Annotated in this window: 24 protein-coding genes, 1 tRNA gene and 1 other RNA gene; 11 read left to right on the forward strand and 15 right to left on the reverse strand. The window is 64.9% G+C overall.

The window, feature by feature from the left end:
• Positions 1-236 precede the first annotated feature (236 nt).
• A tRNA-Ser gene (locus ACEN2S_RS17555) sits at positions 237-326 on the reverse strand.
• Between the two features lie 189 nt (positions 327-515).
• Here ACEN2S_RS17555 and ACEN2S_RS17560 point away from each other — a divergent pair.
• A complete protein-coding gene (locus ACEN2S_RS17560; RefSeq protein WP_441868335.1) occupies positions 516-1646 on the forward strand; it encodes an AI-2E family transporter in 1131 nt (376 codons plus the stop codon).
• Positions 1647-1767: 121 nt separating this feature from the next.
• Here the strand turns inward: ACEN2S_RS17560 and ACEN2S_RS17565 are convergent, their stop codons facing one another.
• The 7 genes from ACEN2S_RS17565 to ACEN2S_RS17595 all read right to left on the reverse strand — a co-directional run bounded on the left by ACEN2S_RS17565 (position 1768) and on the right by ACEN2S_RS17595 (position 10766).
• A complete protein-coding gene (locus ACEN2S_RS17565) occupies positions 1768-2484 on the reverse strand; it encodes an alanyl-tRNA editing protein (RefSeq protein WP_441868410.1) in 717 nt (238 codons plus the stop codon).
• 2 nt (positions 2485-2486) lie between these two features.
• Entirely contained in the window at positions 2487-5105 is a 2619-nt protein-coding gene (locus ACEN2S_RS17570) for a DUF3772 domain-containing protein (RefSeq protein ID WP_441868338.1), read from the reverse strand.
• Between the two features lie 2 nt (positions 5106-5107).
• Positions 5108-6139 (reverse strand): cysteine synthase A, encoded by a 1032-nt coding sequence (locus tag ACEN2S_RS17575; RefSeq protein WP_441868340.1) that lies wholly within the window; start codon positions 6137-6139, stop codon positions 5108-5110.
• 201 nt (positions 6140-6340) lie between these two features.
• The gene (locus ACEN2S_RS17580) at positions 6341-7582 is read right to left on the reverse strand and encodes an NUDIX domain-containing protein (protein ID WP_441868342.1); all 1242 of its coding nucleotides are present in this window, start codon (positions 7580-7582) and stop codon (positions 6341-6343) included.
• Entirely contained in the window at positions 7582-8022 is a 441-nt protein-coding gene (locus tag ACEN2S_RS17585) for a TrgA family protein (RefSeq protein ID WP_441868345.1), read from the reverse strand. The genes ACEN2S_RS17580 and ACEN2S_RS17585 overlap by 1 nt, the downstream gene beginning before the upstream one ends.
• Positions 8023-8026: 4 nt before the next feature.
• A complete protein-coding gene (locus tag ACEN2S_RS17590) occupies positions 8027-9289 on the reverse strand; it encodes a class I SAM-dependent methyltransferase (RefSeq protein ID WP_441868348.1) in 1263 nt (420 codons plus the stop codon).
• 46 nt (positions 9290-9335) lie between these two features.
• Entirely contained in the window at positions 9336-10766 is a 1431-nt protein-coding gene (locus tag ACEN2S_RS17595; RefSeq protein WP_441868351.1) for a cryptochrome/photolyase family protein, read from the reverse strand.
• A 197-nt stretch (positions 10767-10963) separates the two neighbouring features.
• On the opposite strand from ACEN2S_RS17595, the gene ACEN2S_RS17600 reads away from it, so the two are divergent.
• From ACEN2S_RS17600 to ACEN2S_RS17640, 9 genes are all read left to right on the forward strand, one after another.
• Complete coding sequence (locus ACEN2S_RS17600) at positions 10964-12025, forward strand: ABC transporter substrate-binding protein (protein ID WP_441868413.1); 1062 nt, start codon at positions 10964-10966, stop codon at positions 12023-12025.
• 76 nt (positions 12026-12101) lie between these two features.
• On the forward strand, positions 12102-13319 hold the full coding sequence (locus tag ACEN2S_RS17605) for a hypothetical protein (protein WP_441868354.1): 1218 nt from the start codon (positions 12102-12104) through the stop codon (positions 13317-13319).
• Positions 13320-13453: 134 nt separating this feature from the next.
• Positions 13454-13812: a transfer-messenger RNA gene (gene ssrA, locus ACEN2S_RS17610) on the forward strand.
• 159 nt (positions 13813-13971) lie between these two features.
• On the forward strand, positions 13972-14400 hold the full coding sequence (locus tag ACEN2S_RS17615) for an ester cyclase (RefSeq protein ID WP_441868357.1): 429 nt from the start codon (positions 13972-13974) through the stop codon (positions 14398-14400).
• Positions 14401-14544: 144 nt separating this feature from the next.
• Positions 14545-15003: an SspB family protein gene (locus tag ACEN2S_RS17620; protein ID WP_441868360.1), complete on the forward strand. Its 459-nt coding sequence runs from the start codon at positions 14545-14547 to the stop codon at positions 15001-15003.
• A gap of 133 nt (positions 15004-15136) precedes the next feature.
• On the forward strand, positions 15137-15688 hold the full coding sequence (locus ACEN2S_RS17625; RefSeq protein WP_441868363.1) for a class I SAM-dependent methyltransferase: 552 nt from the start codon (positions 15137-15139) through the stop codon (positions 15686-15688).
• 97 nt (positions 15689-15785) lie between these two features.
• Positions 15786-17180, forward strand: a complete 1395-nt coding sequence (fumC, locus tag ACEN2S_RS17630; RefSeq protein ID WP_441868366.1) for a class II fumarate hydratase — start codon at positions 15786-15788, stop codon at positions 17178-17180.
• A gap of 6 nt (positions 17181-17186) precedes the next feature.
• Complete coding sequence (locus tag ACEN2S_RS17635) at positions 17187-17390, forward strand: DUF4169 family protein (protein WP_441868369.1); 204 nt, start codon at positions 17187-17189, stop codon at positions 17388-17390.
• Positions 17387-17602, forward strand: a complete 216-nt coding sequence (locus ACEN2S_RS17640) for a ribbon-helix-helix domain-containing protein (RefSeq protein WP_441868372.1) — start codon at positions 17387-17389, stop codon at positions 17600-17602. Before ACEN2S_RS17635 ends, ACEN2S_RS17640 begins: the two co-directional genes overlap by 4 nt.
• Positions 17603-17612: 10 nt before the next feature.
• Here the strand turns inward: ACEN2S_RS17640 and ACEN2S_RS17645 are convergent, their stop codons facing one another.
• The 3 genes from ACEN2S_RS17645 to ACEN2S_RS17655 form a co-directional block, all read right to left on the reverse strand.
• Positions 17613-18443, reverse strand: a complete 831-nt coding sequence (locus ACEN2S_RS17645; protein ID WP_441868375.1) for a lysophospholipid acyltransferase family protein — start codon at positions 18441-18443, stop codon at positions 17613-17615.
• Positions 18440-19225, reverse strand: coding sequence for a GNAT family N-acetyltransferase (locus ACEN2S_RS17650; protein ID WP_441868377.1), 786 nt, complete (start codon positions 19223-19225; stop codon positions 18440-18442). Before ACEN2S_RS17650 ends, ACEN2S_RS17645 begins: the two co-directional genes overlap by 4 nt.
• A 227-nt stretch (positions 19226-19452) precedes the next feature.
• On the reverse strand, positions 19453-19626 hold the full coding sequence (locus ACEN2S_RS17655) for a DUF3553 domain-containing protein (RefSeq protein WP_441868380.1): 174 nt from the start codon (positions 19624-19626) through the stop codon (positions 19453-19455).
• 32 nt (positions 19627-19658) lie between these two features.
• On the opposite strand from ACEN2S_RS17655, the gene ACEN2S_RS17660 reads away from it, so the two are divergent.
• The gene (locus tag ACEN2S_RS17660) at positions 19659-20297 is read left to right on the forward strand and encodes a histidine phosphotransferase family protein (protein ID WP_441868383.1); all 639 of its coding nucleotides are present in this window, start codon (positions 19659-19661) and stop codon (positions 20295-20297) included.
• A gap of 182 nt (positions 20298-20479) precedes the next feature.
• On the opposite strand, the gene ACEN2S_RS17665 is transcribed toward ACEN2S_RS17660, so the two are convergent.
• From ACEN2S_RS17665 to ACEN2S_RS17680, 4 genes are all read right to left on the reverse strand, one after another.
• A complete protein-coding gene (locus ACEN2S_RS17665) occupies positions 20480-21235 on the reverse strand; it encodes an anti-sigma factor (RefSeq protein WP_441868386.1) in 756 nt (251 codons plus the stop codon).
• Positions 21232-21774 carry a sigma-70 family RNA polymerase sigma factor gene (locus ACEN2S_RS17670; RefSeq protein WP_441868389.1) on the reverse strand — a complete coding sequence of 181 codons (543 nt, stop codon included), beginning with the start codon at positions 21772-21774 and terminating at the stop codon, positions 21232-21234. Before ACEN2S_RS17670 ends, ACEN2S_RS17665 begins: the two co-directional genes overlap by 4 nt.
• Before the next feature lie 275 nt (positions 21775-22049).
• The gene (locus ACEN2S_RS17675; protein ID WP_441868392.1) at positions 22050-22853 is read right to left on the reverse strand and encodes a DUF4394 domain-containing protein; all 804 of its coding nucleotides are present in this window, start codon (positions 22851-22853) and stop codon (positions 22050-22052) included.
• A 438-nt stretch (positions 22854-23291) separates the two neighbouring features.
• Positions 23292-24557 (reverse strand): glutamate-5-semialdehyde dehydrogenase, encoded by a 1266-nt coding sequence (locus ACEN2S_RS17680; RefSeq protein WP_441868395.1) that lies wholly within the window; start codon positions 24555-24557, stop codon positions 23292-23294.
• Positions 24558-24729 lie beyond the last annotated feature (172 nt).

Genomic DNA, 24729 nt, shown 5'->3' on the forward strand with positions numbered 1-24729 from the left:
CCCCTGAGCGCCAGGATCGCGCCGCCGACACAAGTCCGCGCGGCCAAAGACCGCACATCCATGCCCCCGAATATCTGAGCACCGCTCCGGTCTGACCTCAGAGTCCGCCTGCCGCCCAAGGCGCGGTGAAAGGCAAAACGTGTCGCATAATCGGACGACGTGGCGAATTTGGTGGTTCCCGAAAGAACCCTATCGTGGCTCTCAGTGGATTGAACGAAACTCACAATGTGGAGAAATGGCGGACAGAGAGGGATTCGAACCCTCGAGACGGTTCCCCGCCTACACACTTTCCAGGCGTGCGCCTTCGACCACTCGGCCACCTGTCCGTGGCGCGGTGTGTAACCGCAAACCACCGGGGCTTGCAAGGGGATTTGACAGGGATTTCGTGCCTTATGTTTGGGCAGCCTCCGCCAAATCAGAGGCTTGCGGGGAAAGCCGGGAGCCGCGCCTTGTATCCGCCCTGCCGCTCCCTTACCCTTCCGTGAAATCCCGTCCTGATCCCGGAGCCCGCCCTGATGATCCGTCCCCTCCCCCCCAATGGGACTCCCCCCGAGACGACGGATCGCCGCGATGCCACGCCCCGCCTGCCCGCACTGTTTCTGGGCTTGATCGCCTTTGCGCTGACCCTGTTTCTGCTGGTTGCGGCCAAGTTCATCCTGATCTCGCTGACCACCGCCATCATCGTGTTTTCGCTGACCTCCGAGGCGATCAATGCCATCGCGCGGTTGCGGATCGGGCCTGCACATATCCCGATGCGGCTGGCCTCGCTGGTGGCACTGCTCCTGATCGCGGCGGGTCTCTTCACCCTCTCGGCGCTGCTGCTCAGCCAGGCCAATGAAGTCGTCACCATGGCGCTGACCTATACCGAGCCGGCCAGCCGGGCGATTGCCGAACTCTTCCGCTGGATGGGGCCGGATATCGAGAATGCGGTGCTCTCCAGCCTGCGCTCGACCGAATTGCCGGGCTATCTGCGCGCCGTTGCCGGTCAGGCAGGCAGCCTGCTGTCGGGAACGATTCTGGTGATCCTGTTCGTTGGTTTTCTCTTTGCCGAGCGGGTGTGGTTCTTCACCAAACTGGTGAACCTTCTGGGGGATGCGGAGCGCGCGGAGCGGACGGGGACGATCATCGAATCCATCATGCGCCGGGTGAACCACTATTTGCTGGTGAAAACCGGGGTGAGTGCCACCACCGGGGTGGCCGTCTATGCCATCTTCACGGTGGCGGGCTTTGATCTGGCGCTGCCGGTGGCGATCCTGACCTTCGTGCTGAATTTTATCCCCTCGCTGGGGTCGATCGTGGCCACCTGTCTTGCGGCGCTGGTCGTCTATGTGCAGACCGGCGATGCCCGCTCGATGCTGGCGGTGCTGGCGGGGGTGGGCGTGGTGCAGTTCATCATCGGCAATATCATTGACCCGATGCTGATGGGGCGGGCGCTGCGGCTGTCCTCCTTTGGCATCATCATCTCGCTGGCGTTCTGGGGGGCGGTCTGGGGCCTGCCGGGGATGTTTCTGGCGGTGCCGATCATGGTGGCGGTGATGATCGTGTGCTCGCATATTCCGGGGCTGCGGCCCTTGGCCGTGCTCCTGTCGCGCGAAGGGCTGCCGGAAACCGAAGCGCAGACGGTCGCGGCCCTCAACCGGCGCTGAGCTTCGGGGCGGGCGCCCGGGGGCTCTGCCCCCAGCCTGTGACCGCCCGTCGATGGGGCGGCCAAAGGCTTCCCCCGGGATATTTCAGATCAGGCAAAGGGCGGGCGCGGTGGGGGCTGGCTCAGGCGAGATGGATTGTCAGGCGGCGGTTCTGTTTGCCTTTTTTCTCGATTTTGCCAAGGCGCAATCTGCCGATTTCCCCGGTCCGCGCGACATGGGTGCCGCCGCAGGGCTGCAGGTCGATCTGATCTGCCCCGCTGCCGATCCGCACGAGGCGAACCCGGCCCTGCCCCCGTGGCGGCTTGACCGAGAGCGTCTTGACGAGGCCGGGATTGGCGTCAAGCTCTGCCTCGGTGATCCAGGTCTCGGTGACCGGCAGATCGCGCGCGGCCAGCGCGTTCAGCGCGGCCTCCAGCGCCGCCAGATCGGCGGGCGGTTCCGGCATGTCGAAATCCAGGCGGCCCTTGTCGGCGGCAATCTGGCCGCCGGTGACCGGCAGCGGCACCAGCACTGACAACAGATGCAGCGCGGTATGCACCCGCATATGCCGGTGCCGCCGCTCCCAATCGAGGCTTTGACGGACCGGCAGACCGACCGGCGGCAGTGGCAGCGGCTCGGCCGGGACGAGGATCACCCCGCCGTCCATCCCCTTGATCGCGGTGGCAATCTCGATCTGACCGCCCAGCCAGCTCAGCTGCCCGCTGTCGCCCGGTTGCCCGCCGCCCTGCGGGTAAAAGACGGAGGCGGCGCAGAGGATCCCGCCCTCGGGCGTATGGGCCAGCACGCGGCTGCCTGCCTCCCGCTGATAGGGCGCGCTTTGGTACAGCGCCTCGGTCAGGATCATCGGCTGTCTCCGTATCCGTCGCTGCTGCCCCCGTCCCCGGCATCATCGCCGTCATCATCCCGGCCATCATTGTCAATATTGCCCGGCTGATCGAGCGGGTTGCGGCGTCCCGCCGCCCCGGCAGTGCCCGCAGCATCCGGCGCGGCGCCTGACGGCGGGGCTTTGGCGCGGGTTTCGGCCCCGGCTTCGGTTTCGGTTTCGTCGCCGGTTTCGGCGTCTGCCGCGGGGCGCGCCGCTGCATTGCCCGGTCGCCGCGGCTGCAATGTCTCGGGATTGCGGATCCAGAGGTCGCGCTGCGCGAAGGGGATCTCGATCCCTTCGGCCGCAAAACGTGCCGCGATTTCATGGTTCATGTCCGACAGCGCCACCATGCGGAAATTCACATCCGACAGCATCGCGCGGATTTCAAAATTCAGACTGTCCGCCCCAAAGCCGATGAAGAACACCCGCGGTTCGGGCGCGATGGCGACCATCGGATGGTTTTCGGCAATCTCATGCAGGATCTTCTCGACCTTGCGGGTGTCGGTGCCATAGGCAACCCCCACCGGGACGATGACCCGGCCGATCAGATTGCCGCGCGTCCAGTTGGTCACCTGCCCCGAGACGAAATCGGCATTCGGCACGATGACATCGGTGCGGTCAAAGGTCTCGATCCGGGTCGAGCGGACCGAGATGGATTTCACGATCCCCTGCTGACCGCCGACCTCGATCCAGTCGCCCTCGGAAATGGGCCGTTCGATCAACAGGATGATGCCCGAAACGAAGTTCTGCACGATGTTCTGCATGCCAAAACCCACGCCGAGCGACAGCCCCCCCGCGATCAACGCCAGCGAGGACATGTCGATCCCCGCCGCGGTGATGGCGAAAAGCCCGGCGAGGATGATCCCGACATAGCCGATGCCCGAGATGATGGCATTCTGGCCGCCCTTGTCGATCTGGGTCTTGGGCAGCACGGTGGATTTCAGCGCGCTCTGCACAAAGCGCGTCACCGTATAGCCGAGGCCAAAGACCACCATCAGCGTCAGGAAAACCGTGGGCGAGAGCCGCGCGCCGCCAATGCTGATCCCGTTGCGGAATGAGGTCCAGATCTCGGTCAGATCCGCGACCCGCGCGCCCCAGATCAGCGCCAGGATCGGCAGGGCCCCGAGGGTCAGTGCAAAGCCGATCAGCACCGGCACCAGTGAATCGCGCGCCTCAACACCGGCGCGCATCACGATGACATAGATGTCCGCGAAAAGCCGCTGCACCACCACCAGCAGGCCCAGAAGGCCCAGGGTCAGCACCGCAGGCCAGATCAGCGCATTGGCGGCATTCACATAGCCCACCGCCGCCGCCAGCGGCGCCACCAGGGAAATCGCCAGCGCGGCATAGCCGAGCATCCCGATCACCCGGTCCCGCAGCACCGGCTCCACGCCTTCGACACGTTCATTGGCGACATGGCGGCGCAGGAGCTGCCCCACCCGCGACAGCAACAGCGCCGTCAAGAGGATCATCGGCAGCTGCACCACCCCGCTTGCCGCATCGGCATAGGTGGTCGCATCCGCCGCCGCGGTGCCCGAAGCCAGATCCAGTGCCAGCGCCGAGCCGCTGGAGGGCACGAAGAGCTGATCCACCAGCGTGCGCAACGCGAGCAGGAGCGCCAGCATCGCGACGTAAAAACGCCCCTCGAACTTGCGGTCGGCCATCAGTTGCAAGACCGGCTCGACCTTGGGGTCGCGCGGGAAAAATTGCCCCGCCAGCCAGATCCCCACCAGCACCTTGAACCCGGCGGGCGGAATCAGCGCCAGAACCGCCGTCACCCTTTCGCCAAAAAGGCCGGTGACCAGCAGCGCCGCCACCAAAAGCGCCAGCCCGAGGTTGAGCAGCATGACCTGCGCAAAGGTCAGGAAAAACCGCAGCGCCCCCTCCGAGCGTTTGGGCAGGCGCGTGAGCAGCCACCCCAGCAGCCAGTCGAGCACCCGCCGCCCCAGCCAGAGGATCAGCACCGCAAGCACAAGCGAAACGAGGCTGATCGGCGCCTTGCTTTTGGCCTCGGCGATCACGCCGGGCTGCTCGATCCGGGTCAGGGTCTCGTTGACAAGACCGCTGACGCCACGGGTGATCGCGGTAAATCCCGCGGGCCAATTCGCCGGGTTGATCGGCCAGGGCCAGACCTGCAGCAGCGCATCGGCCTGCCGGTCGCGGATCACCCGGTCGATCTCGCGCACGATACCGTCGGCGCGCGAAAACGCCTCCACCGCTGTGATGCCGGGGGCTTGCAGCGTGGCCAGCTGGGCATTCAACTCGGCGCGGCGGTCGGCAATGGCCTTGTCCTCTGCCGGTTCGCCTTCGGCCGGAACCGGCCCCAAAGCGTTGATCTGGCCGCGCAGCGTCTCGATCCGCGTCTGATTGGCGTTTTGCGCCTCGGTGAACTGGCTGCGCCAGGTCACCACCGTGTCACGCAGCGCCGTCAGATCGGCATCAGTGGCCGCCCCTTTGGCCACCGTCGCCTCGGCGCTGGTGGCCAGTTTGTCCCAGGCCTTGTAGTCCGGCGCGGCTGCATCCTGCGCCCAGAGCATCGCAGGCAGCAAAGCCAGCACGACAACCAGCGCGAGGAACCCTCGCCAGAACCGCAAGATCATCCCCGGTACACTTCCGGCAGCACGCGGCCCGCCGTGTCCAGCCATTCCGGCACCGGCAGCCCGCGCGGGCGCAGGAACTCGGGGTTGAAAAGCTTGGTCTGATAGCGGGTGCCGTAATCGCACAGGATGGTCACGATGGTGTGGCCCGGCCCCATTTCCTGCGCCATGCGGATCGCACCGGCGACGTTGATGCCAGACGAACCGCCAAGGCAAAGCCCCTCATCGGTCAACAGGTCAAACACCACCGGCAGCGCCTCGGCATCGGGGATGCGGTAGCTGAAATCCGGGGTCAGCCCTTCGAGATTGGCGGTGATCCGGCCCTGCCCGATCCCCTCGGTGATCGAGGAACCTTCGGATTTCAGCTCGCCCTCGGTGTAGAAGGAATGCAGCGCCGCGCCCTCGGGATCGGCGAGGCCGATCTTGACGCCCTTGGGCTGCAACGCCATCGCGCAGCCCGCCAGCGTGCCGCCCGAGCCCACCGCACAGATGAAACCATCGACCTTGCCGCCGGTCTGGTCCCAGATCTCGGGACCGGTGGTTTCCACATGCGCCTGACGGTTGGCGACATTGTCGAACTGATTGGCCCAGATGGCGCCATTCGGCTCGGTCTTGGCCAGGGCCTCGGCCAGACGGCCCGAGTAATGCACGTAGTTGTTGGGGTTGGAATAGGGCGCCGCCGGCACCTGCACCAGCTCTGCCCCCGCCAGCCGCAACATGTCTTTCTTTTCCTGAGACTGGGTCTCGGGGATGACGATCACGGTTTTGAACCCCATCGAGGCACCAACGAGGGCCAGACCGATGCCGGTATTGCCCGCCGTGCCCTCAACAATGGTGCCGCCGGGTTTCAACAGCCCCTTGGCCACCGCATCCTTGATGATGTAGAGCGCCGCGCGGTCCTTGACCGACTGGCCGGGGTTCATGAATTCGGCCTTGCCCAGAATCTCGCAGCCCGTGGCCTCCGAGGCTTTCTTGAGCCGGATCAACGGCGTGTTGCCGATGGATTGGGCCAGATCGTTGCAAATGCGCATGTCACTCTCCTCCTGCGGGCAGCGGGGTTCCCCCCGGTCCGGCCCCGCGGCATCATGGTTGATCCAGACTTATGCTGAGAGCGGCGCGGCCTCAAGCCCCGAAGGCGGCGACATCGCGGCGAAGCCGCATGATCTGGTGGCGTGATCCGGTGGCGCCATGCGGCGGCGTGATGCGGCGCCGGATGCGGCGGGGGACGGCCCTCAGCCCCGGCGCGCGGGGGCGGGGCTGCCGCCCGCTGCGGCCTGCGCCGGTCCGGCCTCGGCCTGCTGCACGAGGGCCGCGGCGCGCAGTTGTGCCCGCGCGCGGGCCAGAAACTGCACCAGCACCAACAGCGGCGCATTGTCGATCTCGCCCGATTGCGCCAGCTCCATCAGCTGATCGAACCCCACCAGATGCGCACGGATATCCTCGCCCTCGGCCTCCAGCCCCCCGGGCTGCGCCACCCCGTCAGGAAGGTCTGCAAGTGCAAGATAAGAATAGATATATTCTGTTTTCGCCCCGGGCGACGGATAGTAACTCGGCCCCGGGATCAGACGGCCCAGCGTCAGGCCCGCCTCTTCCGCCGCCTCGCGGCGCGCGGCCATTTCCGGCGTTTCGCCCGCGTCGATCCGGCCCGCAACCGCCTCCAGAAGCCAGGGATTGCGGTCGCCGCGCAGCCAGGGGCCGGGGCGGAACTGCTCGATCACCAGCACGCGGTCGCGCATCGGGTCATAGGGCAACAGCACCACCGCATCACAGGACACGAACACCGCCCGCTCCATCGGTTCGGACTCGGTGCCGTCAAACCGCCGGTGGCGCAGCAGATGATCCTCGACCGCAAAGAAATGTGCATAGGGAATGCGGCGTTGCAGGCTGGCGACATCCCCGGGCTGGGCGTCATGGCGCAGCGTGGCGGGCTTGTCCTCCTGCGCGCGCAGCCGCGAGGCCGCCCGCACGAGGAGCGAACCGCGCCGCGCCGCCAAAGCCTCGGCGCTCAGCGCACCCTGCGCGGCCATCACATCGGCGGCGGTTTCGGTGGCAATCGCCCCCCAGCGCGCGGCCCAAACCTCTTGCTGCCAGGGCGCGGCCCCCTTCTGCGCGGGCGTCGGCTCAAAGCTGACCGCCGGGGTCAGCCCCGCGTTCAGCCCCGCCCCCATCGCCGCCGGATCAAGCGCGCCCCCTTCGGCCGCGACCAGCCGGTGCGTCTCGCCATAGCCCATGGCGGCGGCAAAGAACGACAGCCGCGCCATTGCCTCCTGCCCCGGCGCGGTCAGCAAGAACCCCGCCACCGCCGCCGCGGCCCCCGGCGAGATCACCGGCACGGCGGCCGGCGCGGGCCCGCTGGCGCTGTGGCGCAGATCATGCCCCGGCAGGACCGCCGGGATCAGATCGGGCGTCTCGCCCAGCACGACCGACAGCAGCGGCCGATGCGCCAAAGCGCCAGTGAGAAACACATTATCCATCAGGGCCACCGCCGTCCGGCCCAATGAGCGATCAGCCCGCCGAACGCCCCGCCGAGGATGAGCACGATGACAATATCCGGGAACAGGCCCTTCTGCCCCAGATCCAGCGCCTTTTGGATGGTGTCGATCAGCGCATCCGACAGGCCCGCGTAATGCATGTTCAGCGACTGGCGGATCATCAGCACGAAGGCCGTGCTCAAAAGCACGAGCACGGTCACATAGGCCATCGCCGTCAGCCCGATCTGCAGCATGGCGATTTTGCCGCGCCGGGCCTGACTGCCGACCATGAACCAGCCGAACAAAACCCCGTAGCCCACGGCAAACAAAGGCAGATAGTCGATCTTGGCCGCGCCCGGCATTTCCTGCAACAAGAGCCACCCCGCCAAAAATGCCGCGCCACCCAGAACGATGGTGGCGAAGAGTTTGGCGGCGGTGGGCATAGGGTCAGGGCCTTTGGTAAGTGATCTGCGTCACATCGCAGTTTCCGCCCTCAAACGAGCCTGCGCAAGAGGCCAGATAGAAATTCCACATCCGCCGGAAGCGATCATCAAAGCCCATCGCCGCAATCTCGGGCCAGCGGGCGTTGAAGCGCTCTTCCCAGATCCGCAGGGTGCGGGAATAGGAACGCCCGAATTCGCGCGAACCCAGCGTCACCAACCCCTGCGCCTGCCCCTGCGCCCGCAGCACGGTGGGCGAGGGCAACATGCCGCCCGGGAAGATGTATTTCTGAATGAAATCAGGGGTTTTGCGGTAAACCTCATAGCGTTTGTCCTGTACGGTGATCACCTGCAGACAGGCTTTGCCACCCGGTTTCAGACAGGACCGGAGCTGATTGAAATAGACGGGCCAGTATTTCTCGCCCACCGCCTCGAACATCTCGATCGAGGCCACAGCGTCATATTGCCCCCGCTCATCGCGGTAATCCTGCAGCTTCAGCGTCACCCGGTCCTGCAGGCCCTTGGCCCGGATCCGCGCCTCGGCATAGGCCAGTTGCTCGGCCGAAATGGTCAGGCCGGTCACCTTCAGCCCGCGCTCGCCCGCCGCATATTCGGCAAAGCCACCCCAGCCGCAGCCGATCTCAAGCACATGATCGCCGGGTTTCACGTCCAACGCATCGCAGAGTGCGGCATATTTCGCCCGCTGCGCCTCGGCGAGGGCGGCGACGGCGGCGGTCCCCTCGGCGGGGACGGCATCGGGATCGGCAAAGAGCGCCGAGGAATAGGTCATCGTCGGGTCCAGCCAGAGGCTGTAGAAATCATTCCCCAGATCATAATGATGCGCGATGTTGCGCCGCGCCTGTTTCTTGGAATTGCCGCGCAGCCAATGGCGGAAATTCTCAAAGGCGCGCACCAGCGACCCGCCCGGAAAGCCGTCATAGACCTCATCATTGCCCGATTGCATCAGATCCATGAAGGCCATCAGATCGGGCGTGGTCCAGCCCTCGTCGAGATAGGCTTCGCAAAAGCCCAGATCGCCGTCGCGGATCAGCCGGGCAAAGACATCGGTGTCATGCACCTGCACACAGGCATGCGGCCCCGGCTGCGGCCCTTCGGCGCGAAACAGCCGCCCGTCCGGCAGCACGAAATCCAGGCGCCCGGAGCGCATCTTTCCCAGCACCGCAAAAACGGCGCCGAAATAGCGCGGCAGATTTTTCTGCCCGCGGGTATCGGTCAGAATCTCGGTGCTCATGGTGGAGAAATCAAACATCCTTACCCCCTTGTTTACAAGTCTACGCCGCGCCTGGGCGTTTGGTTCACTTGATCTCGGGCGATTTTTTGCCGCGTTGATAGGCCTCTAGCGCCCGCGCGCGCCCCTCGGCCAGGTCAATGCGCGGCCGGGGATAGGGCTGATCCGGCGCCAGGCCCCAGCTTTTCGGGCAAGCGGCAAAGAAATCCAGTGCCGTTTGCGGCGGCTGCCGCTGGCCTTCGGCGATAAAGCAGCGGCGGTAATGTCCGGCGCGGTCAAATTTCTCGGCCTGCCCCGCCGGGTTGAACACGCGGAAATAGGGCGCCGCATCGGGGCCCGACCCCGCCACCCATTGCCAGCCCATCGCATTCGCCGCCGGATCCCAGTCGATCAGGCAATCCTCGAACCAGGCGAGGCCCAGCCGCCAATCGGTCAGCAGATGCTTGGTCAGATAGCTGGCCGCGATCATCCGCGCCCGGTTGTGCATGGTGCCCGTCACATACATCTCGCGCATCGCGGCATCGACAAAGGGCTCTCCGGTCATGCCGCGCTGCCAGGCCGTCAGATCTGCGCTCGCGCCGCGCCAGGGAAAAGCTTCCCATTCCGCGCGCCAGTTTTCCTGCGGCAATTGCGGGAAATGGTGCAAGAGATGCCAGGAAAACTCGCGCCAGACCAACTCCTTGAGGAAATGCTCGGCGCTGGCACTGCTGGTGTCATGCAGCACCCGCCAGCCCGCGTGCCAGATCTGCCGGGGGCTGATCTCGCCATAGGTCAGATTTTCCGACAGGCGCGAGGTGGCGGGCAGATCGGGGTGATCGCGATCCTCCTTGTAGCTAAGTACCGGTCCGTCGAGGAAATCGGCCAGCCGCCTTTGCGCCACCGCCTCGCCCACGCCCGCATGCCGCTCCACCACCGCCGCACCGCGCCGCATCGCGGCCCCCATCTGCCAATCGTCCAGATTGTCCGTGGCGGGCCAGACCTCGGGCGCCGGGATCTGCGCGGGCGCGGGCAGCGCCGGGGCCACCGGCCGGTCACGCACCGCGCGCCAATAGGGGGTATAGACGCGGTAGGGGCCGCCCTGCCCCGTCTCGACCGTCCAGGGCTCAAACAAAAGATGCCCGGAATGGCTTTTCACCGCGATCCCTTCGGCCTTCAGCACCGCCTTGACCTCGGTATCACGGGCGATGCTCTGCGGATCATAGAGCCGCGACCAATGCAGCATATCCGCCCCGGTTTCGGCGATCAGCGCCCGCAGCACCGCCAGCGCAGGCCCCTGCCGCAGGATCAGGCGGCTGCCGCACGCGGCCAGACCCTGCGCAAGTGACGCGACGGAAAGCCCCAGCCGCCAGCGCGGTGCCGCCCCCAGAGATTGCGTCTCGGGATCGTCGATAAAGACAGGAATCACCGGGCGGCCCAAAGAAGAGGCCGCGGTCAGTGCCGGGTGATCGCTGAGCCGCAAATCACGGCGGAGCCATAGAATAATCGGTTTTTGCTGCATTTTTCCCTCTTACTCCTTCTACGCAGCCCGCCCCGCCCGGATCAATCATTCTGCTGGGCATTTTCATCTGCCCAAAATACAGGCACATGCTCAATCCCGGCCCGCCGCGGCCAACCGGGTGCCAATTCAGACTTGCAGCGCGAAAAACCCGCCACTAGCGTTTGTGCAGCCACAGCTTCCACCCCGAAAGGATGACCATGAAACTGTCCTCGATGCTTCTGGCCACGGCAGCCGCCGCGGCGATCTCCTTGCCCCTGTCGAGCCCCGTCCGCGCCGCCGACCCCGAACTCTTGGTGTTCGACTGGGCCGGATTCGAAGTGCCGGGCCTGTTTGAGGAATACACCAAGAAATACGGCGATGGCCCGAGCTACACCTTCTACGGCGATGACGACGAGGCCTTCCAGAAAATCGCCTCGGGCTTCAAGGCCGATGTGGCGCATCCCTGCTCGCAGATGGTCTCGAAATACCGCGACGCCGGGCTGATCGAGCCCTGGGATGTCTCAAAGATCCCGGCCTTTGCCGATCTCGACCCAAAACTGCTTGATTCCAAGATCTTCAAGGATGACGGCGGTGTGTGGTACATTCCGACCGATTGGGGCGCCACCGCCATCGCCTATAACACCGAGGAAGTGCCCGCCGAGGATGTCGCCTCGCTGCAGGTCTTTGTGAACCCGAAATATCAGGGGCGCACCTCGCTGCCCGACAGCTCGGACGATGTCTGGGCGCTGGCCTATCTCGCCACCGGCGTGACCGACTGGACCAACATCACCGACGATCAGTTCAACGCCGCAGCCGCCTGGCTGCGCGAGGCGCATCAGAATGTCTCGGCCTATTGGGCGGACCCGGCCGAAATGAGCCAGCTGATGGCCTCGGGCGCGGTGCAGGTGGCCTGGTCGTGGAATGACGGTGTCACCTATCTCAAGGCCGACAACTATCCGGTGGGCTTTCAGCGCGAAGCCAAGGAAGGCTCGTCGAGCTGGTTCTGCGGGTTCGTCAATCTGAAGAACGGCCCCGGCAGCGAAGACAAAGCCTATGATTTCATCAACTCCTGGCTGCGCCCGGAATCGGCCAAGTTCTTGCTGGATGAGATCGGCTATGGCCATTCGAACCTGAAGGGGATGGAGACGATCTCGGCGGAAGAGCTGGTGGGCGCCGGTCTGAACCCGGTGAATGCGCCGGTGCTGGCGCAGACCCCGAACGACCCCAAGCAGCGCGAGCGGCAGCAAGAAGAGTTCGAGAAAATCAAAGCGGGCTTCTGATCCGCAATCAGTCTAGAGAGAGGCGCCGGGTCCCCCCGGCGCTTTTTTCATGAAATGGCTTGGGAATGAACCGCAGATGCTTTTGAACATAGCCATTTCTGTTGCCGTCATCCTGACCGCCGTGGTGGTTTTCCTGCCAGGGCTGCGCGCCAACCGCAGCTGGCGGGCGATGACGACGCCGCTCGCCTCGATCATCGGGTCGGGGTTTCTGGTGCTGGGGCCGATCCTGAACAGCGCCTATGGCGCCTGGGCACCGCTGGCGATGGCGCTGCTGTGCGCCATGGCCTGGGGCTTTGGCGCGGCGATAAGGTTTTCGATGCACGCCAGCGAGAGCGACGCGCCGGGGCCGGAGATCACCGCGCTTGAGAATCTCTCCTCCTGGGCGCTCGGCTTTGCCTACATCATCTCGGTTGCCTATTATCTCAATCTTTTCGGGGCCTTCAGCGTCTCTCTTACAGCATGGGATTCCGAGATCGCGGCGCGCGGCGTGACCAGCGCCGTCTTTGCCGTGATCCTGATCACCGGCTGGACCAAGGGATTTTCGGCGCTGGAGCGGATGGAATATGTCTCGGTCGGGTTGAAACTGGCGATCATTGCCGGGCTGCTCCTCGGGCTGGCGGTGTTCTTCGGCGACCATGTGCAGCGCGGCAGCCTCCTGCTGTCGCCGCCGCAAATGACGGGTTGGCCCGCGGTGACCTTGGCCTTTGGCCTGATTGTCACCGTGCAAGGCTTTGAAACCGCCCGCTATCTTGGCGAAGAATATGACCGCCCGACGCGCGAGCGGGCAATGCGCTGGGCACAGATCCTCTCCAGCGTGATCTACCTCGCCTATATCGCGCTGATCGCCTATGCTTTCGCGCCGGCGGCGGTGGAAACTGACGAAACGGCGATCATCGGCATGATGCGTCAGGTGGCGCCGGTGCTGCCCTTCCTGCTGGTCGCCGCCGCACTGGCCGCGCAATTCAGCGCCGCCGTCGCCGACACCAGCGGCGCGGGCGGGCTGATGTCCGAGGTGACGCGCGGCAAACTCTCGCCACGCCGCGCCTATCTGGTCCTGGTGCTGGCGGGCCTCGCGCTGACCTGGGTCGCCGACATCTATCAGATCATCAGCTATGCCAGCCGCGCCTTCGCGCTTTACTACGCCTTGCAGGCGGCGATCGCCTGCCGCTGGGCCTGGCGCCATCTCGGCCGTGCCGACAGCCCGTGGCAGGGGCACTGGCGGCCGCTGAGCTTTGCTGCCCTCGCGGCCCTCGGCGTCGCGATTGTGATTTTTGGGCGCTCTCTCGAGGGTTAGAGGCCAAAGTTCGGGTGATCGGAACCGCAAAACCCCGCGACGCGCAGCCGCCCATACGGGGGCACCGCAGCCCCTGCGCCCGGCGGCTCCCGCCAGCGGCGCAACGGCGCGGCTGGCCCCGGCAGGACCAATCCCCCCTTGTCGGCCCGCGACCTGCCCCCTATATAGGACCTGTTCGGGGCTTGCTCCGGGCTATGGACATAAACGCGCATGTAATAAACGGATCGGACCCGGGGGCGGTACCCGGCGACTCCACCAATACTCCCTCATTGGGGGCGGAGGGGGTCGAAATAGGATCGACGAACGTCCAAAGATGTTAGCTTTGTCTCGGTGAGCCACCACCGTTATCGGTGCAAAATGTACAGTTGCCAATGACAACCGTGCTCCGGCAATGGCTCTGGCTGCGTAAGCAGTTCGGGTCGCCGAAACTAAGTCCTTAGGCTTAGCCGCTTAAGGCGGGGTTCGCAGGTACCTGGCAACAGAAACCTGCACCTACCCCCCAAAGCTGCAAACTGACCGCTTTCCCGCACGGAAATATGTTCAATTGCGCGGATATCCCCGATCATTTTGACTGTTTTTGCCGCCTTGTTAACGATTGCGCATCCCTTGGTTGCAACACTGCCCCAGGACCGCGCACACAAGGAAGCCGCAGATGTCACAGAAGCTTCAGTTTTTGCAGGAATGGTACGAGACCGTCTGGTTTGGCGGCAATCTGGACGCGATTGATCAGTTCTTCGCGCCCGCCTCGCATGTGGAGGGGCTGATGACGGGGCTGGAGGTGTCGCCGCAAGAGTTTCGCGAGCTGATCCCGGCGATGCTGCATCTGGTGGCCGACCCTGCGGTCAGGATTGAACGGCATTTCGAGACCGAGGACTGGCTCTGGGCGCTGATTTCGGTCAGCGGCGTCTCGCGGCAATCGCTGAAGCCGCTGGCGTTTTCGGGCCAGGTGGCGATGCGTTTCAGCGAGGGCAAGATCGCCGAAGCCTTCAATCATTTTGACCTGATCAGCTTTTTCGAGCAGATCGGCGCGCTGCCGGAATACTCGATGGCGCTGTGTTTCTCGGGCGAACAATTGTCCTGACAGACACATGGCATAGAGCCTGTGCGGGGACGGCATGCCGCCCCCCGCAAAGCCGCGTCGCCCCCCTTTCCTTCATCCGCGAATCCCCTATGCTGTCCGCATGAGGCACCGATTGTGACACTCGGGCCGGACAAAGGAACTGCGATGACGCGAAGCATTGAATATGGCCAGCTGATGCACCGCGCGATGCGCGGGCTGATCCAGCAAGTGCTTGAAACCGTGGCAGATGAAGGCCTGCCGGGGGATCACCACTTCTTCATCACCTTCGACACGCGCCACCCCGATGCCGCGCTGGCCGACTGGCTGCGCGCCCGCTATCCCGAAGAGATGACCATCGTTGTGCAGCACTGGTTTGACAACCTCGTGGTCACCGATGAAGGCTTCGACATCACCCTGAATTTCGGCGACAACCCCGAGCCGCTGCACGTGCCCTTTGACGCCGTGCGCACCTTTGTCGATCCCTCGGTCGAATTCGGCCTGCGCTTTGAATCGCAGGAATTCGACGATGAGGATGACGAGGATGAAGACGACGATGACGATGACGGCCCCGACGGCCCGCGCCCCGAGGCTGAAGTGGTCAGCCTCGACAAATGGCGCAAATAGGCAGCGCACAGCATAGTGAACGGCCCCCGGTTTCGGGGGCCTTTTGCGTCACGCCTTTGTCATTCCCCTGCGGCAAGAACACTGCCATAGTCGGCTCAACAAGCGCCGCGAAGCGCTGACCGGGGGAGAAAACATGAGCGACCTGTCACTGTTTCTGGGCCAGATGATCCGCAAGCCTTTGCAGGTGTCGGCGGTGGCCCCCTCCTCCAGCGTGCTGGCGCGCGAGATGGCCAAGGGCGTGGGCCCCGACACCGGCCCCGTTGCCGAGTTTGGCCCCGGCACCGGCAAGATCACCAAGGCCATTCTGGATCAGGGCGTGGCGCCGGAAAACTTGACGCTGTTCGAGATGAACCCCACCTTCTGCGCCCGGCTCAAGCGCGAGTATCCCGATTTGCGGGTGGAGAATCTGCCGGCGCAGGATCTGCCTTTGGCCGGTCTGCCGCCGCTGGGCGCCGTGATCTCGGGCCTGCCGCTTCTGTCGATGTCCGAGGCCACCCAGCGCGCCATTGTCGGTGCCGCGATCAAGGCTTTGCGCCCGGGCGGGATTTTTGTGCAATTCACCTATGGGCCGCGCCCGCCAATGCTGGAGCGCGTGCGCCAGGAGCTGGGCCTGCAGGTCACCCGTGGCCACCGGGTGTTCTTCAACCTGCCGCCCGCCACCGTGCACACCTACCGCCAACACTGAATTTCCCGGCAATGTTAGCGGTATACCTTCGTATACTGATTGCAAAATCCATCCCCTGCCCCTAAGAAACCCCTGACATTCTCAGGAGGCTTGCCCGATGACTGCAACCCGTACCGAAACCGACAGCTTTGGCCCGCTGGAAGTTCCCGCCGACAAATACTGGGGCGCGCAGACCCAGCGGTCGATCATCAACTTCCCCATCGGTTGGGAAAAGCAGCCGGTGCCGATCATCCGCGCGCTCGGCGTGATCAAGCGCGCCGCGGCAGAGGTGAACATGGCCTCGGGCCTGATCGCGCCGGAACTGGGGGCTGCCATGGTGCAAGCCGCCAGCGAAGTGATCGAGGGCAAGTTTGACGACAACTTCCCGCTCGTCGTCTGGCAGACCGGCTCGGGCACGCAGTCGAACATGAACGCGAACGAAGTGGTCTCGAACCGCGCGATCGAGATCCTGGGCGGCGTCATGGGCTCGAAAAAGCCGGTGCACCCGAACGATCACTGCAACATGGGCCAGTCGTCGAACGACACCTTCCCGACCGCGATGCATGTGGCGATTGCCATGCTCGCGCGCGACGTGCTGATCCCGGGGCTGACCAAACTCCTGAAGGCGCTGGAAGCCAAGCAGGAAGAGTTCAAGGATATCATCAAGATCGGCCGCACCCACACGCAGGATGCGACGCCGCTGACGCTGGGCCAGGAATTTTCGGGCTATGCGCATCAGGTCCGCAAAGGCATCGCCCGCGTCGAGGCCTGCCTCGGCGATATCTATGAGCTGGCGCAGGGCGGCACCGCCGTCGGCACCGGGCTGAACACCAAAAAGGGCTGGGACACCGCGATTGCGGCGAAGATCGCCGAGATCACCAACCTGCCCTTCGTCACCGCGCCGAACAAATTCGAGGCGCTGGCCGCGCATGATGCGATGGTGATGTTCTCGGGCGCGCTGAAAACCGTGGCCGGGTCTTTGTTCAAGATCGCCAATGACATGCGGCTTTTGGGCTCCGGCCCGCGCTCAGGCCTGGGCGAGCTGATCCTGCCGGAGAACGAGCCGGGCTCCTCGATCATGCCGGGCAAGGTGAACCCGACCCAGGCCGAAGCACTGACCATGGTCTGCGCCCATGTGATGGGCAATGACGCGGCGGTGGGCTTTGCCGGGTCGCAGGGCCATTTCGAGCTGAACGTCTACAACCCGATGATGTCCTATAACGTGCTGCAATCGATGCAGCTTTTGGGCGATGCGGCCTCGAGCTTCACCGACAACATGGTCGTCGGCACCCAGGCCAATGTGGCCCGGATCGACAAGCTGATGAAGGAAAGCCTGATGCTGGTGACGGCGCTGGCGCCCACCATCGGCTATGACAATGCTACTAAGGTCGCGAAAACCGCGCATAAAAACGGCACCAACCTGCGCGATGAGGCGATTGCGCTTGGTTTTGTCGATGGCGAGACCTTTGACCGCATCGTCCGCCCGGAGCTGATGGTCGGCCCCGAGGATTGATCGGATATGGCCGAGATCATCAATCTCCGGTCAGCCAAGAAAACCCTTGCGCGCGTGAAAAAGCGCGCGCAAGGCGATGAAAATGCCGCAAAATTCGCCCGCACCAAGGCGCAAAAATCGCGGGAAGCCGCTGAGGCCGAGAAGGCACGGACCGCCCTTGAGGGCCACCGCCGCGCGCCTGAGACTGACTCCGATGAGCCCCCGGCATGAGCCGCCCGGAAAAGCACTCGCTGACGCTGGGCCGTCACCGCACCTCCGTCTCGCTTGAGGCGGAATTCTGGGTGGCCTTCCGCGAGATTGCGGCGCAATCTGACAAGGGAATCAACGAATTGGCGGCGGAAATTGATGCGGCGCGGGGCACGGACACCGGGCTTGCCACCGCGATCCGCCTGTTTGTCTTGCGGCATTACCGTACACGCTGAGTGCCTGTGATCACAGCCCCGGCAGCGCCGAGCGCACCGCCCGTTCGCAATGCTGGGCAAGCGCCTTGCGGTCGGCAAAGTCGCGCACATTGACCGGCGCATGGAAATGCACCTCCACCGCGCCTTGTTTGCGCGCCGCGAGCACGCGCAGCAAATGGCTGCCGAAATCCATCTCGGCCCACCAGCCGTAAAAGCGCGCATCCGCCCCCGGCGGCGCGGTATAGACCACGCTGACCGGCTGGATCTGCATCACCCGCTCCAGCCCCTCGCTGAAGAACGCACCGAAAAGCGTTGATTTAAAGGGCAAAACCCGCAATCCATCGGTCGAGGTTCCCTCGGGGAAAAAGAGAAGGTGATGCCCCGCACGGATCCGCTCTTCAAAGAGCTGCTTTTGCGCCTTGGCCTGTTTCGGATCGCGGCGGATGAACAAAGTGCCGGTGGCGCGCGCCAGCCAGCCGATGCCCGCCCAGCCCGCCACTTCGGATTTGGCGACGAAATAGACGTTCTGGCAGGCGTTCAGCGCGAAAATATCCAGCCAGGAGGCATGGTTGGCGACCACCGCCCCCACCTGCCGCATCGGCGCGCCCTGCACCCGCCGCCGCATGCCCAGGATGTGAAAACTGGCGATGCAGACGGCGCGGGTGACCCAGGGCGTCCAGGGCCGGTTGCGCCCGTGCAGCGGCCATTCGATCAGCCGCAGGAGCAGGAGCAGCAGCAACCCGCCATAAGTGACAAAGCCAAAGACCGCGCCGCGCCAGAGCACCCGCAGCCAATCGCCAAGGCCCAACGGCGGCAAGACTGGCGGCTCTGACTCGCGCCAGGTCTGCGGCGCCAGTGTCACGGCTTCGCCTCATGTTTGCGGGTGTAGAACTGGTGATGCTTGGCGCTCATCGCGGCGGTGTCCATCAGCAGGCAGACATCGGTGGTGTTGAAGGGCCGGTCGATAAAGGCACCCTCGCCGACGAAACCGCCCAGCCGCAAATAGGCTTTGATCAGCGCGGGCATCTCGAGCATGGCCTGACGGCGGTCGATCTGATCGGCGGGCACCAGATCCATCCGCTGGAAATGCGCCGCTTGCGCCCGCACCCGCAGCGCTTCGGGGGCCAGATGGTGGTGGTGCAGCCAGGAGAGCGGCAGCTTCAGCGCCTCCGGATCGGTGCCGTGGAAACTGGCGACGCCGAACAGCACCTCCACGCCCTTTTCCAGCACATATTCCGCCAGCGCGTTCCAGAGCAGATACATGGCCACGCCGCCGCGATAGTCGGGATGCACGCAGGAACGGCCCAGCTCCAGCAACTCACGCCCCGAGGCGCGCAGCGCGCTGAGGTCATATTCCGCATCACAGTAAAACCGCCCGATCTCGGCCGCGCGGGTGCCGGTGAGCAGGCGGTAGACCCCCACCACATGCTCAAGCGCATCGGCATCGCGCGAGGTGTCGATCAGGAGAAGATGATCATAAAAGTCATCAAATTCATCGCATTCCAGCCGGTTCTTGTGATCGACCAGATCGCCGTTGCCGCCCAGTTCTTCGATGAAAACAGCATAGCGCAGCCGTTGCGCTGCCCGCAGATCGCGGGGGTCAGAGGCAATGCGGATTTCGAGATGGGCGGTATCGAGGGTCATGTGCCTGCGCTTTCGGGGCCGCATCCGGGGCCCTTGCTCCGGTGCCGCGGTTTTAGGCAGTTGCGGCCGGTTTGGCAACCATAAGCGCCAGCGGCAGACCCCGCCCGACCTCCGGCACCCCGGCCGCCCGAAACCCCGCCCAGAACCCCCGCGCGGAACCCCGCGCATCGGCCCCTGTCCGCGCGGCACCGCAATTGCGTGGCGCGGAAATAAATGGTTTCTTAAGCTTAATTTGCGATGACGAGTTGGAGTTCTATGTTGCGCCCATCGATCACCTGCTTGCCGGTATGTTCAAAATTCACCGTGATCTTGTCACCGATCCGTGACTGAACTTGCCCCAGCCCCCATTCGGGCGCATGTGGATGGCGGACCAGCATGCCGGGCTCCAGCATAAAATTCATCGTCTTATCCTTCCCAGCCGACCGAGAGATCCATGACCGACGCATTTTCCCATCAGACCGCCGCCGAAGCCTTTGGCGCCGATCTGGACGAGCCCGACCTGACCGCATTGGTCGGATCGCGTCTGTGCCATGACCTTATCAGCCCTTTGGGCGCGATCGGCAATGGTGTTGAACTCCTCGCGATGTCGGGCACCGGCATGAGCCCCGAGATGCAGCTGATCGCCGAAAGCGTCGGCAATGCCAGCGCGCGGCTGAAGTTTTTTCGCGTGGCATTTGGGCAATCCAGCGTGGATCAGCAGGTCGGGCGCTCGGAAACCATCAACCTTCTGGCCGATCTGGCGCAGGGGGGGCGGCTGCAATTTGACTGGCAGGTTGAGGGTGATCAGCCCCGGCGGCTGGTGAAAATGGCTTTTCTGGCGGTGCTTTGCCTTGAGAATGCCCTGCCTTGGGGCGGCGTGGTGCGGATCACCCGCGAGGGGGAGGTTTATTCGCTGGTGGCCGAGGCGCGGCGGACCAAACCCGACCCCGCCCTTTGGGCTATGCTGACCGGAGAGCCCGGCGCGGTCAGCCCGGCGCAGGTGCAGTTCCGGCTTTTGCCGCGCGAAGCCCTGCGGCAGGCGCGCCAGATCCGCTGGTCGATCGACGAGACCGGCGCCTTTATCCGCTTTTGACCTGATCGACGGGCACCGCCCCGCGGACCCCAGAACGGGCCAAGCGGCAGCGCCGAAAAGGCTGCACGCGCCCCCGCCGTCCGCCCGATCATCGGGCATCGGGGGTCAGAGGGAAGGCAGCAGACCTGACTTTCCCGGCTTATGCCACGATGTCCGGGGCCGCATGTACCCCGGCCCCGGGATCAATAGATCGGGGTTTTGGCAAAGCCCTTGCCCAGAATTGGCCCGGTCGGCAATTGCGTCGGCGAGCCGCCCGCAGGCTCAAAGGTGATCTCATAGAGCTGATCGGCATGCGGCGGCGGCAACCCTTCGACCGAAAGCGCGCGCGAGCGTGCCGTGGCCAACAGCCCGAGCGAGACCGGCTTGCCCGCCGCATCCGGCTTGGTCCAGACCTGCATCACCTGATTTTCGGGCACCCGGGCTTGCTCCAGCAAGGTGACCAGCGTCGTATTGTCTGCCGCCCCCTCGACCAGCGCGAAAGGCTGCCCCTGATCGTCCAGAAGCACCGCCACCACCGTCGGCCGGGTGCCGGACATCAGGCTCCAGCCGAGCGACACCGCCAGCAGCAGAGAGGCCGCCATCCCGCCGAGCGCCGCCAGCCGCCAGCCGTCGCGCGGGCCGGTTGCTGAGGATGTGGGCCGCGCGGCAAAGGGAAGGATCCGCGCGGCAGGCACCGTGTCGGACGCCAGAGCATCAGGGGTCACCGTCTCAGCCGCGCTGACCTCCAGCGCCTGTTCCACCCGCCCCCACAACCCCTCGGGCAGCGGCAGCACATCCGCCGTATCATCCAGCGCGCCAAAACGCTGCCGCGCCCGCTCCAGCGCCGCCGCCAGATCGGCATCGGCCGCGCACAGCGCCGCAATCTCGGCCTGCTCCGCGTCACTGGCAAGGCCAAGGACGACCTCGTCGATCCGCTCCATCAAAGGACGATCGCTCATGACAGACACTCCCGCAGCGTCAGCAGGCCCCGGCGCACCCAGGCCTTGACCGAGCCCAGCGGCGCGTTCATCCGCCCGGCGATTTCGCCGTGGCTGTAGCCCAGAATATAAGACGACAGGATCGCCATGCGTTTGCTCGGCTCCAATGTCTCGAGGCAGATCCGCAGATCATGCGTGCGCTCCAGACGGTTATAGGCCATTTCCAGCACCGCGCCGTCCGGTGCGGTTTCGGCATCACCCGGTTCCAGCAAGATCTCTCGGTCGCCGCCGCGCAGCTGCGTGAGGCAGCGGTTGCGCAAAATCGTGTAGAGCCAGGCCTTGGCTTGCCCGCGCCCGGCATCGAACTGATCGGCCTTGCGCCAGACCAGCACCAGCGTTTCCTGCACCGCATCCTCAGCCAGATCCAGCCGCCGCAACATCCGCCGCGCGACGCCCAGCATGCGGCCGCCCTCCTGCGTCATGATCGCCTTCAGCGCAGAGCGGTCCCCGGCAGCGCAGGCCTGGATCAAAGCGGCAAGGTCGGTCACGGTGAGGCTCATTTCCGTTTCGCGGCACAGGGCCGTTGAGGTTGAAACAGAGGTAGGGGGCAAAGCGCGCGCCGTCAAACCGCGATTGGCATTTTCTGTGCGGGCGGCCGGGTCAAATAGCGTCATTCCCATCGGCAGCTGCCTTTCACACGCGGATCGGGCGAGAGCCGGGCCAGTTTCGGGCCAGAGTTGAGCCACAGCCAGACCAGAGCGCAACCACCGCAGGATGACTGCGCGGCAAAGGCAGGGCCGGTGCCACAGGTCGCACCGGCCCCCGGTTCAGGCGATTACTTCGCGGTCATGAAGGTGATGTCGCGCACCATCACACCCTCGGCGCCGGTGAGAGCCCAGTTCTTGTCCACGGCGCCGCTCTCAAGCGACAGGGTGTAGAGCGTCGGGCCGGCCACCAGCCAGGCGGTGTTCACCCCGTCCGCATCGGTCGCGATGTCAAAGGCATAGCTGTCGGTGCCCTCAATCCCCAATTTACCGATCGCGGCCAGCGTGCCGTCATTGGGCGAGGTCTGACGGATCAGCGCCACGATGGTGCTGTCGATGTCATACATCGCCGTGGCTTCGGGCTTGCCATAAGAGTTGGTATAGGCGGCGGCGGCAATGGCGGGCGCTTCACCGGCATGCATATCCGCGCTTTCATAGGCGAGGCTGCCATCCACGGTCACGGCACCGGTCTCGATGTCGACGCGGTGGTTGGTGGTGCCGGACATGAAACGCAGTTTGTCGGCCATCGGGTTGAAATCAACCACCACCGGCGCGCCGTCCATCAGCGGCAGTTCCTTGTCCATTTTCGAGAGAACGGTCGCCATGCCGGTCTCGGGGTCGATTTCCACGATCTCGAACGTGTCGGTCACGCCAATCAGCTGACCGGTCGCCGGGCGCAGGTCGATGCCCAACAGCTTGGAAACCCCCTGCACCGCCATGCCCACGCCGACAGCTGCGGTGCTGACATCGACTTTGTGGATCATATTGTCACCTGACAGCGCAATCGCGGTCAGACCACCAGCGTCCTGGGCGACAGTCAGGGTCGAGCTTGCCAAAAGGGCCGTTGCAGCGGCGGCAAAGGTCAGTTTTGTCATCGGTAAAATCCTCAGAATGTCGAGCCACAGCCAATCCGTGGTTCAGATACTTCCAAGACGCGGCGGCGCGGCCATTTGGATGCAGCGGCCGGAAATATTTTTGCGTCGCGCGCAAAATAATCTGCGGTGAAGGCGGTTTTCGCGGGGATGGGCTACCGGCGCACACCCCTGATCGCCCTCGGGTGGCGGCGACAGCGATGGGGGGCGCTGCCCCCCGGCCTGCGGCCTCCCCCCGAGGTATTTGGACCAAGAAGAAAGGGGAAAGCCGCGCCGGGGTGGGAATGGTGTTTGCGGCCGTTGGGGCGGCAAAGGCGCGGCATGGCCCCTTTGCCTGATCGGAAATATCCCCGCCGGAGGCTTCCGCCGCGCGGTGCCGGGTGACCGGGTTTGCAGCGGCGTGACGGCGGGCCCCCGATCATGTCAGGGGCCGATCGGTTCTCAGGCGCGGATGGTGCCGTCGCCGGTGACCAGATATTTGAAGCTGGTCAATTGTTCGGCCCCCACCGGGCCGCGGGCGTGCAGCTTGCCGGTCGCGATGCCGATTTCGCCGCCCATGCCAAACTCGCCACCATCCGCGAATTGGGTGGAGGCGTTGCGCATCAGGATGGCTGAATCGAGCCGGGCGAAGAAGCGGGCCGCGGTGGCATCGTCTTCGGTCAGGATCGATTCCGTGTGGTTCGAGCCATACTGGCGGATATGCGCAATCGCGCCATCCACCCCGTCGACCAGCTTCGCCGCGATGATCATGTCGAGGAATTCATGGCCAAAATCCTCGTCCTGCGCGGCAATCGTGCCGGGGACCTCTGCCAGCTCTCCCGCCGCGCGGACTTCGACGCCCGCCTTCAGCAGGTCCTCGATCAGCACCGCGCCGTGTCGGGCATAAAAGACGCGGTCGATCAGCAGGCATTCCGCCGAGCCGCAAACGCCGGTGCGGCGGGTTTTGGCGTTCAGGAGGACGCGGCGCGCCTTATCGAGATCGGCGGCGCCATCGGCATAGACGTGGCAAATCCCTTCGAGATGCGCGAAGACCGGCACCCGCGCCTCGGATTGCACGAGGCCCACGAGGCCCTTGCCGCCACGCGGCACGATCACGTCGATATGGTCGACCGCGCGCAGCATCTCGGACACCGCAGCCCGGTCCCGGGTGGGAATGAGCTGGATGGCGGCTTCCGGCAGGCCCGCGGCGCGCAGCCCTGCCACCATGCAGGCATGGATGGCGCTGGAGGAATTGAACCCCTCCGAGCCGCCGCGCAGGATCACCGCATTCCCCGCCTTCAGCGCCAGCGCGCCGGCATCGGCCGTGACATTCGGGCGCGATTCGTAAATCACCCCGATCACCCCGATCGGGGTGCGGACGCGCTGAATGTGCAGGCCGCTGGGCCGGTCCCATTCGGCCATCACCTGCCCCACCGGATCCACCTGCCCCGCCACCGCGCGCAACCCGTCGGCAATGGCCTGCACCCGCGAGCCGTTCAGCATCAGGCGGTCCATCATCGCGGGCGAGAGACCCTTTTCCGTGCCAAATTCCACATCCCTGGCATTGGCGGCGATGATCGCATCGGCCTCGGCCTCAATGCGGTCCGCGGCCACCATCAGCGCCTTTTCCTTGGCCTCGGCTGGCGCGAAAGCAAGCTCCGCTGCCGCCGCGCGGGCGGCGGTGCCGATCTCATGGATCAGGGCGGGGATGTCTTGTGTGTCTTTCATGCGAGCCTCCAAATCAGAGCCCCGCTATACCGCCCCGAACGGGCAGCGACAAGCGCGCCGCGATCTTGCGTAAGCCAACATTTCCGAAAGGGGAAAGTGGCGCGGTTGACGGGGCTCGAACCCGCGACCCCCGGCGTGACAGGCCGGTACTCTAACCAACTGAGCTACAACC

Source organism: Phaeovulum sp. W22_SRMD_FR3, assembly GCF_052113705.1.
Lineage (GTDB): Bacteria > Pseudomonadota > Alphaproteobacteria > Rhodobacterales > Rhodobacteraceae > JBGQOG01.

Excerpts from the sequence above, each read along its gene's own strand:
- ACEN2S_RS17670 (WP_441868389.1), bottom strand. The coding sequence starts at position 21,774 with ATGAGCCTCACCGTGACCGACCTTGCCGCTTTGATCCAGGCCTGCGCT.
- ACEN2S_RS17660 (WP_441868383.1), top strand. The coding sequence starts at position 19,659 with ATGACCGACGCATTTTCCCATCAGACCGCCGCCGAAGCCTTTGGCGCC.
- ACEN2S_RS17655 (WP_441868380.1), bottom strand. The coding sequence starts at position 19,626 with ATGAATTTTATGCTGGAGCCCGGCATGCTGGTCCGCCATCCACATGCG.
- ACEN2S_RS17575 (WP_441868340.1), bottom strand. The coding sequence starts at position 6,139 with ATGCGCATTTGCAACGATCTGGCCCAATCCATCGGCAACACGCCGTTG.
- ACEN2S_RS17640 (WP_441868372.1), top strand. The coding sequence starts at position 17,387 with ATGAGCCGCCCGGAAAAGCACTCGCTGACGCTGGGCCGTCACCGCACC.
- ACEN2S_RS17675 (WP_441868392.1), bottom strand. The coding sequence starts at position 22,853 with ATGACAAAACTGACCTTTGCCGCCGCTGCAACGGCCCTTTTGGCAAGC.
- ACEN2S_RS17590 (WP_441868348.1), bottom strand. The coding sequence starts at position 9,289 with ATGTTTGATTTCTCCACCATGAGCACCGAGATTCTGACCGATACCCGC.
- ACEN2S_RS17600 (WP_441868413.1), top strand. The coding sequence starts at position 10,964 with ATGAAACTGTCCTCGATGCTTCTGGCCACGGCAGCCGCCGCGGCGATC.
- ACEN2S_RS17560 (WP_441868335.1), top strand. The coding sequence starts at position 516 with ATGATCCGTCCCCTCCCCCCCAATGGGACTCCCCCCGAGACGACGGAT.
- ACEN2S_RS17580 (WP_441868342.1), bottom strand. The coding sequence starts at position 7,582 with ATGGATAATGTGTTTCTCACTGGCGCTTTGGCGCATCGGCCGCTGCTG.
- fumC (WP_441868366.1), top strand. The coding sequence starts at position 15,786 with ATGACTGCAACCCGTACCGAAACCGACAGCTTTGGCCCGCTGGAAGTT.
- ACEN2S_RS17680 (WP_441868395.1), bottom strand. The coding sequence starts at position 24,557 with ATGAAAGACACACAAGACATCCCCGCCCTGATCCATGAGATCGGCACC.
- ACEN2S_RS17615 (WP_441868357.1), top strand. The coding sequence starts at position 13,972 with ATGTCACAGAAGCTTCAGTTTTTGCAGGAATGGTACGAGACCGTCTGG.
- ACEN2S_RS17605 (WP_441868354.1), top strand. The coding sequence starts at position 12,102 with ATGCTTTTGAACATAGCCATTTCTGTTGCCGTCATCCTGACCGCCGTG.
- ACEN2S_RS17635 (WP_441868369.1), top strand. The coding sequence starts at position 17,187 with ATGGCCGAGATCATCAATCTCCGGTCAGCCAAGAAAACCCTTGCGCGC.
- ACEN2S_RS17625 (WP_441868363.1), top strand. The coding sequence starts at position 15,137 with ATGAGCGACCTGTCACTGTTTCTGGGCCAGATGATCCGCAAGCCTTTG.
- ACEN2S_RS17620 (WP_441868360.1), top strand. The coding sequence starts at position 14,545 with ATGACGCGAAGCATTGAATATGGCCAGCTGATGCACCGCGCGATGCGC.
- ACEN2S_RS17650 (WP_441868377.1), bottom strand. The coding sequence starts at position 19,225 with ATGACCCTCGATACCGCCCATCTCGAAATCCGCATTGCCTCTGACCCC.
- ACEN2S_RS17665 (WP_441868386.1), bottom strand. The coding sequence starts at position 21,235 with ATGAGCGATCGTCCTTTGATGGAGCGGATCGACGAGGTCGTCCTTGGC.
- ACEN2S_RS17595 (WP_441868351.1), bottom strand. The coding sequence starts at position 10,766 with ATGCAGCAAAAACCGATTATTCTATGGCTCCGCCGTGATTTGCGGCTC.
- ACEN2S_RS17585 (WP_441868345.1), bottom strand. The coding sequence starts at position 8,022 with ATGCCCACCGCCGCCAAACTCTTCGCCACCATCGTTCTGGGTGGCGCG.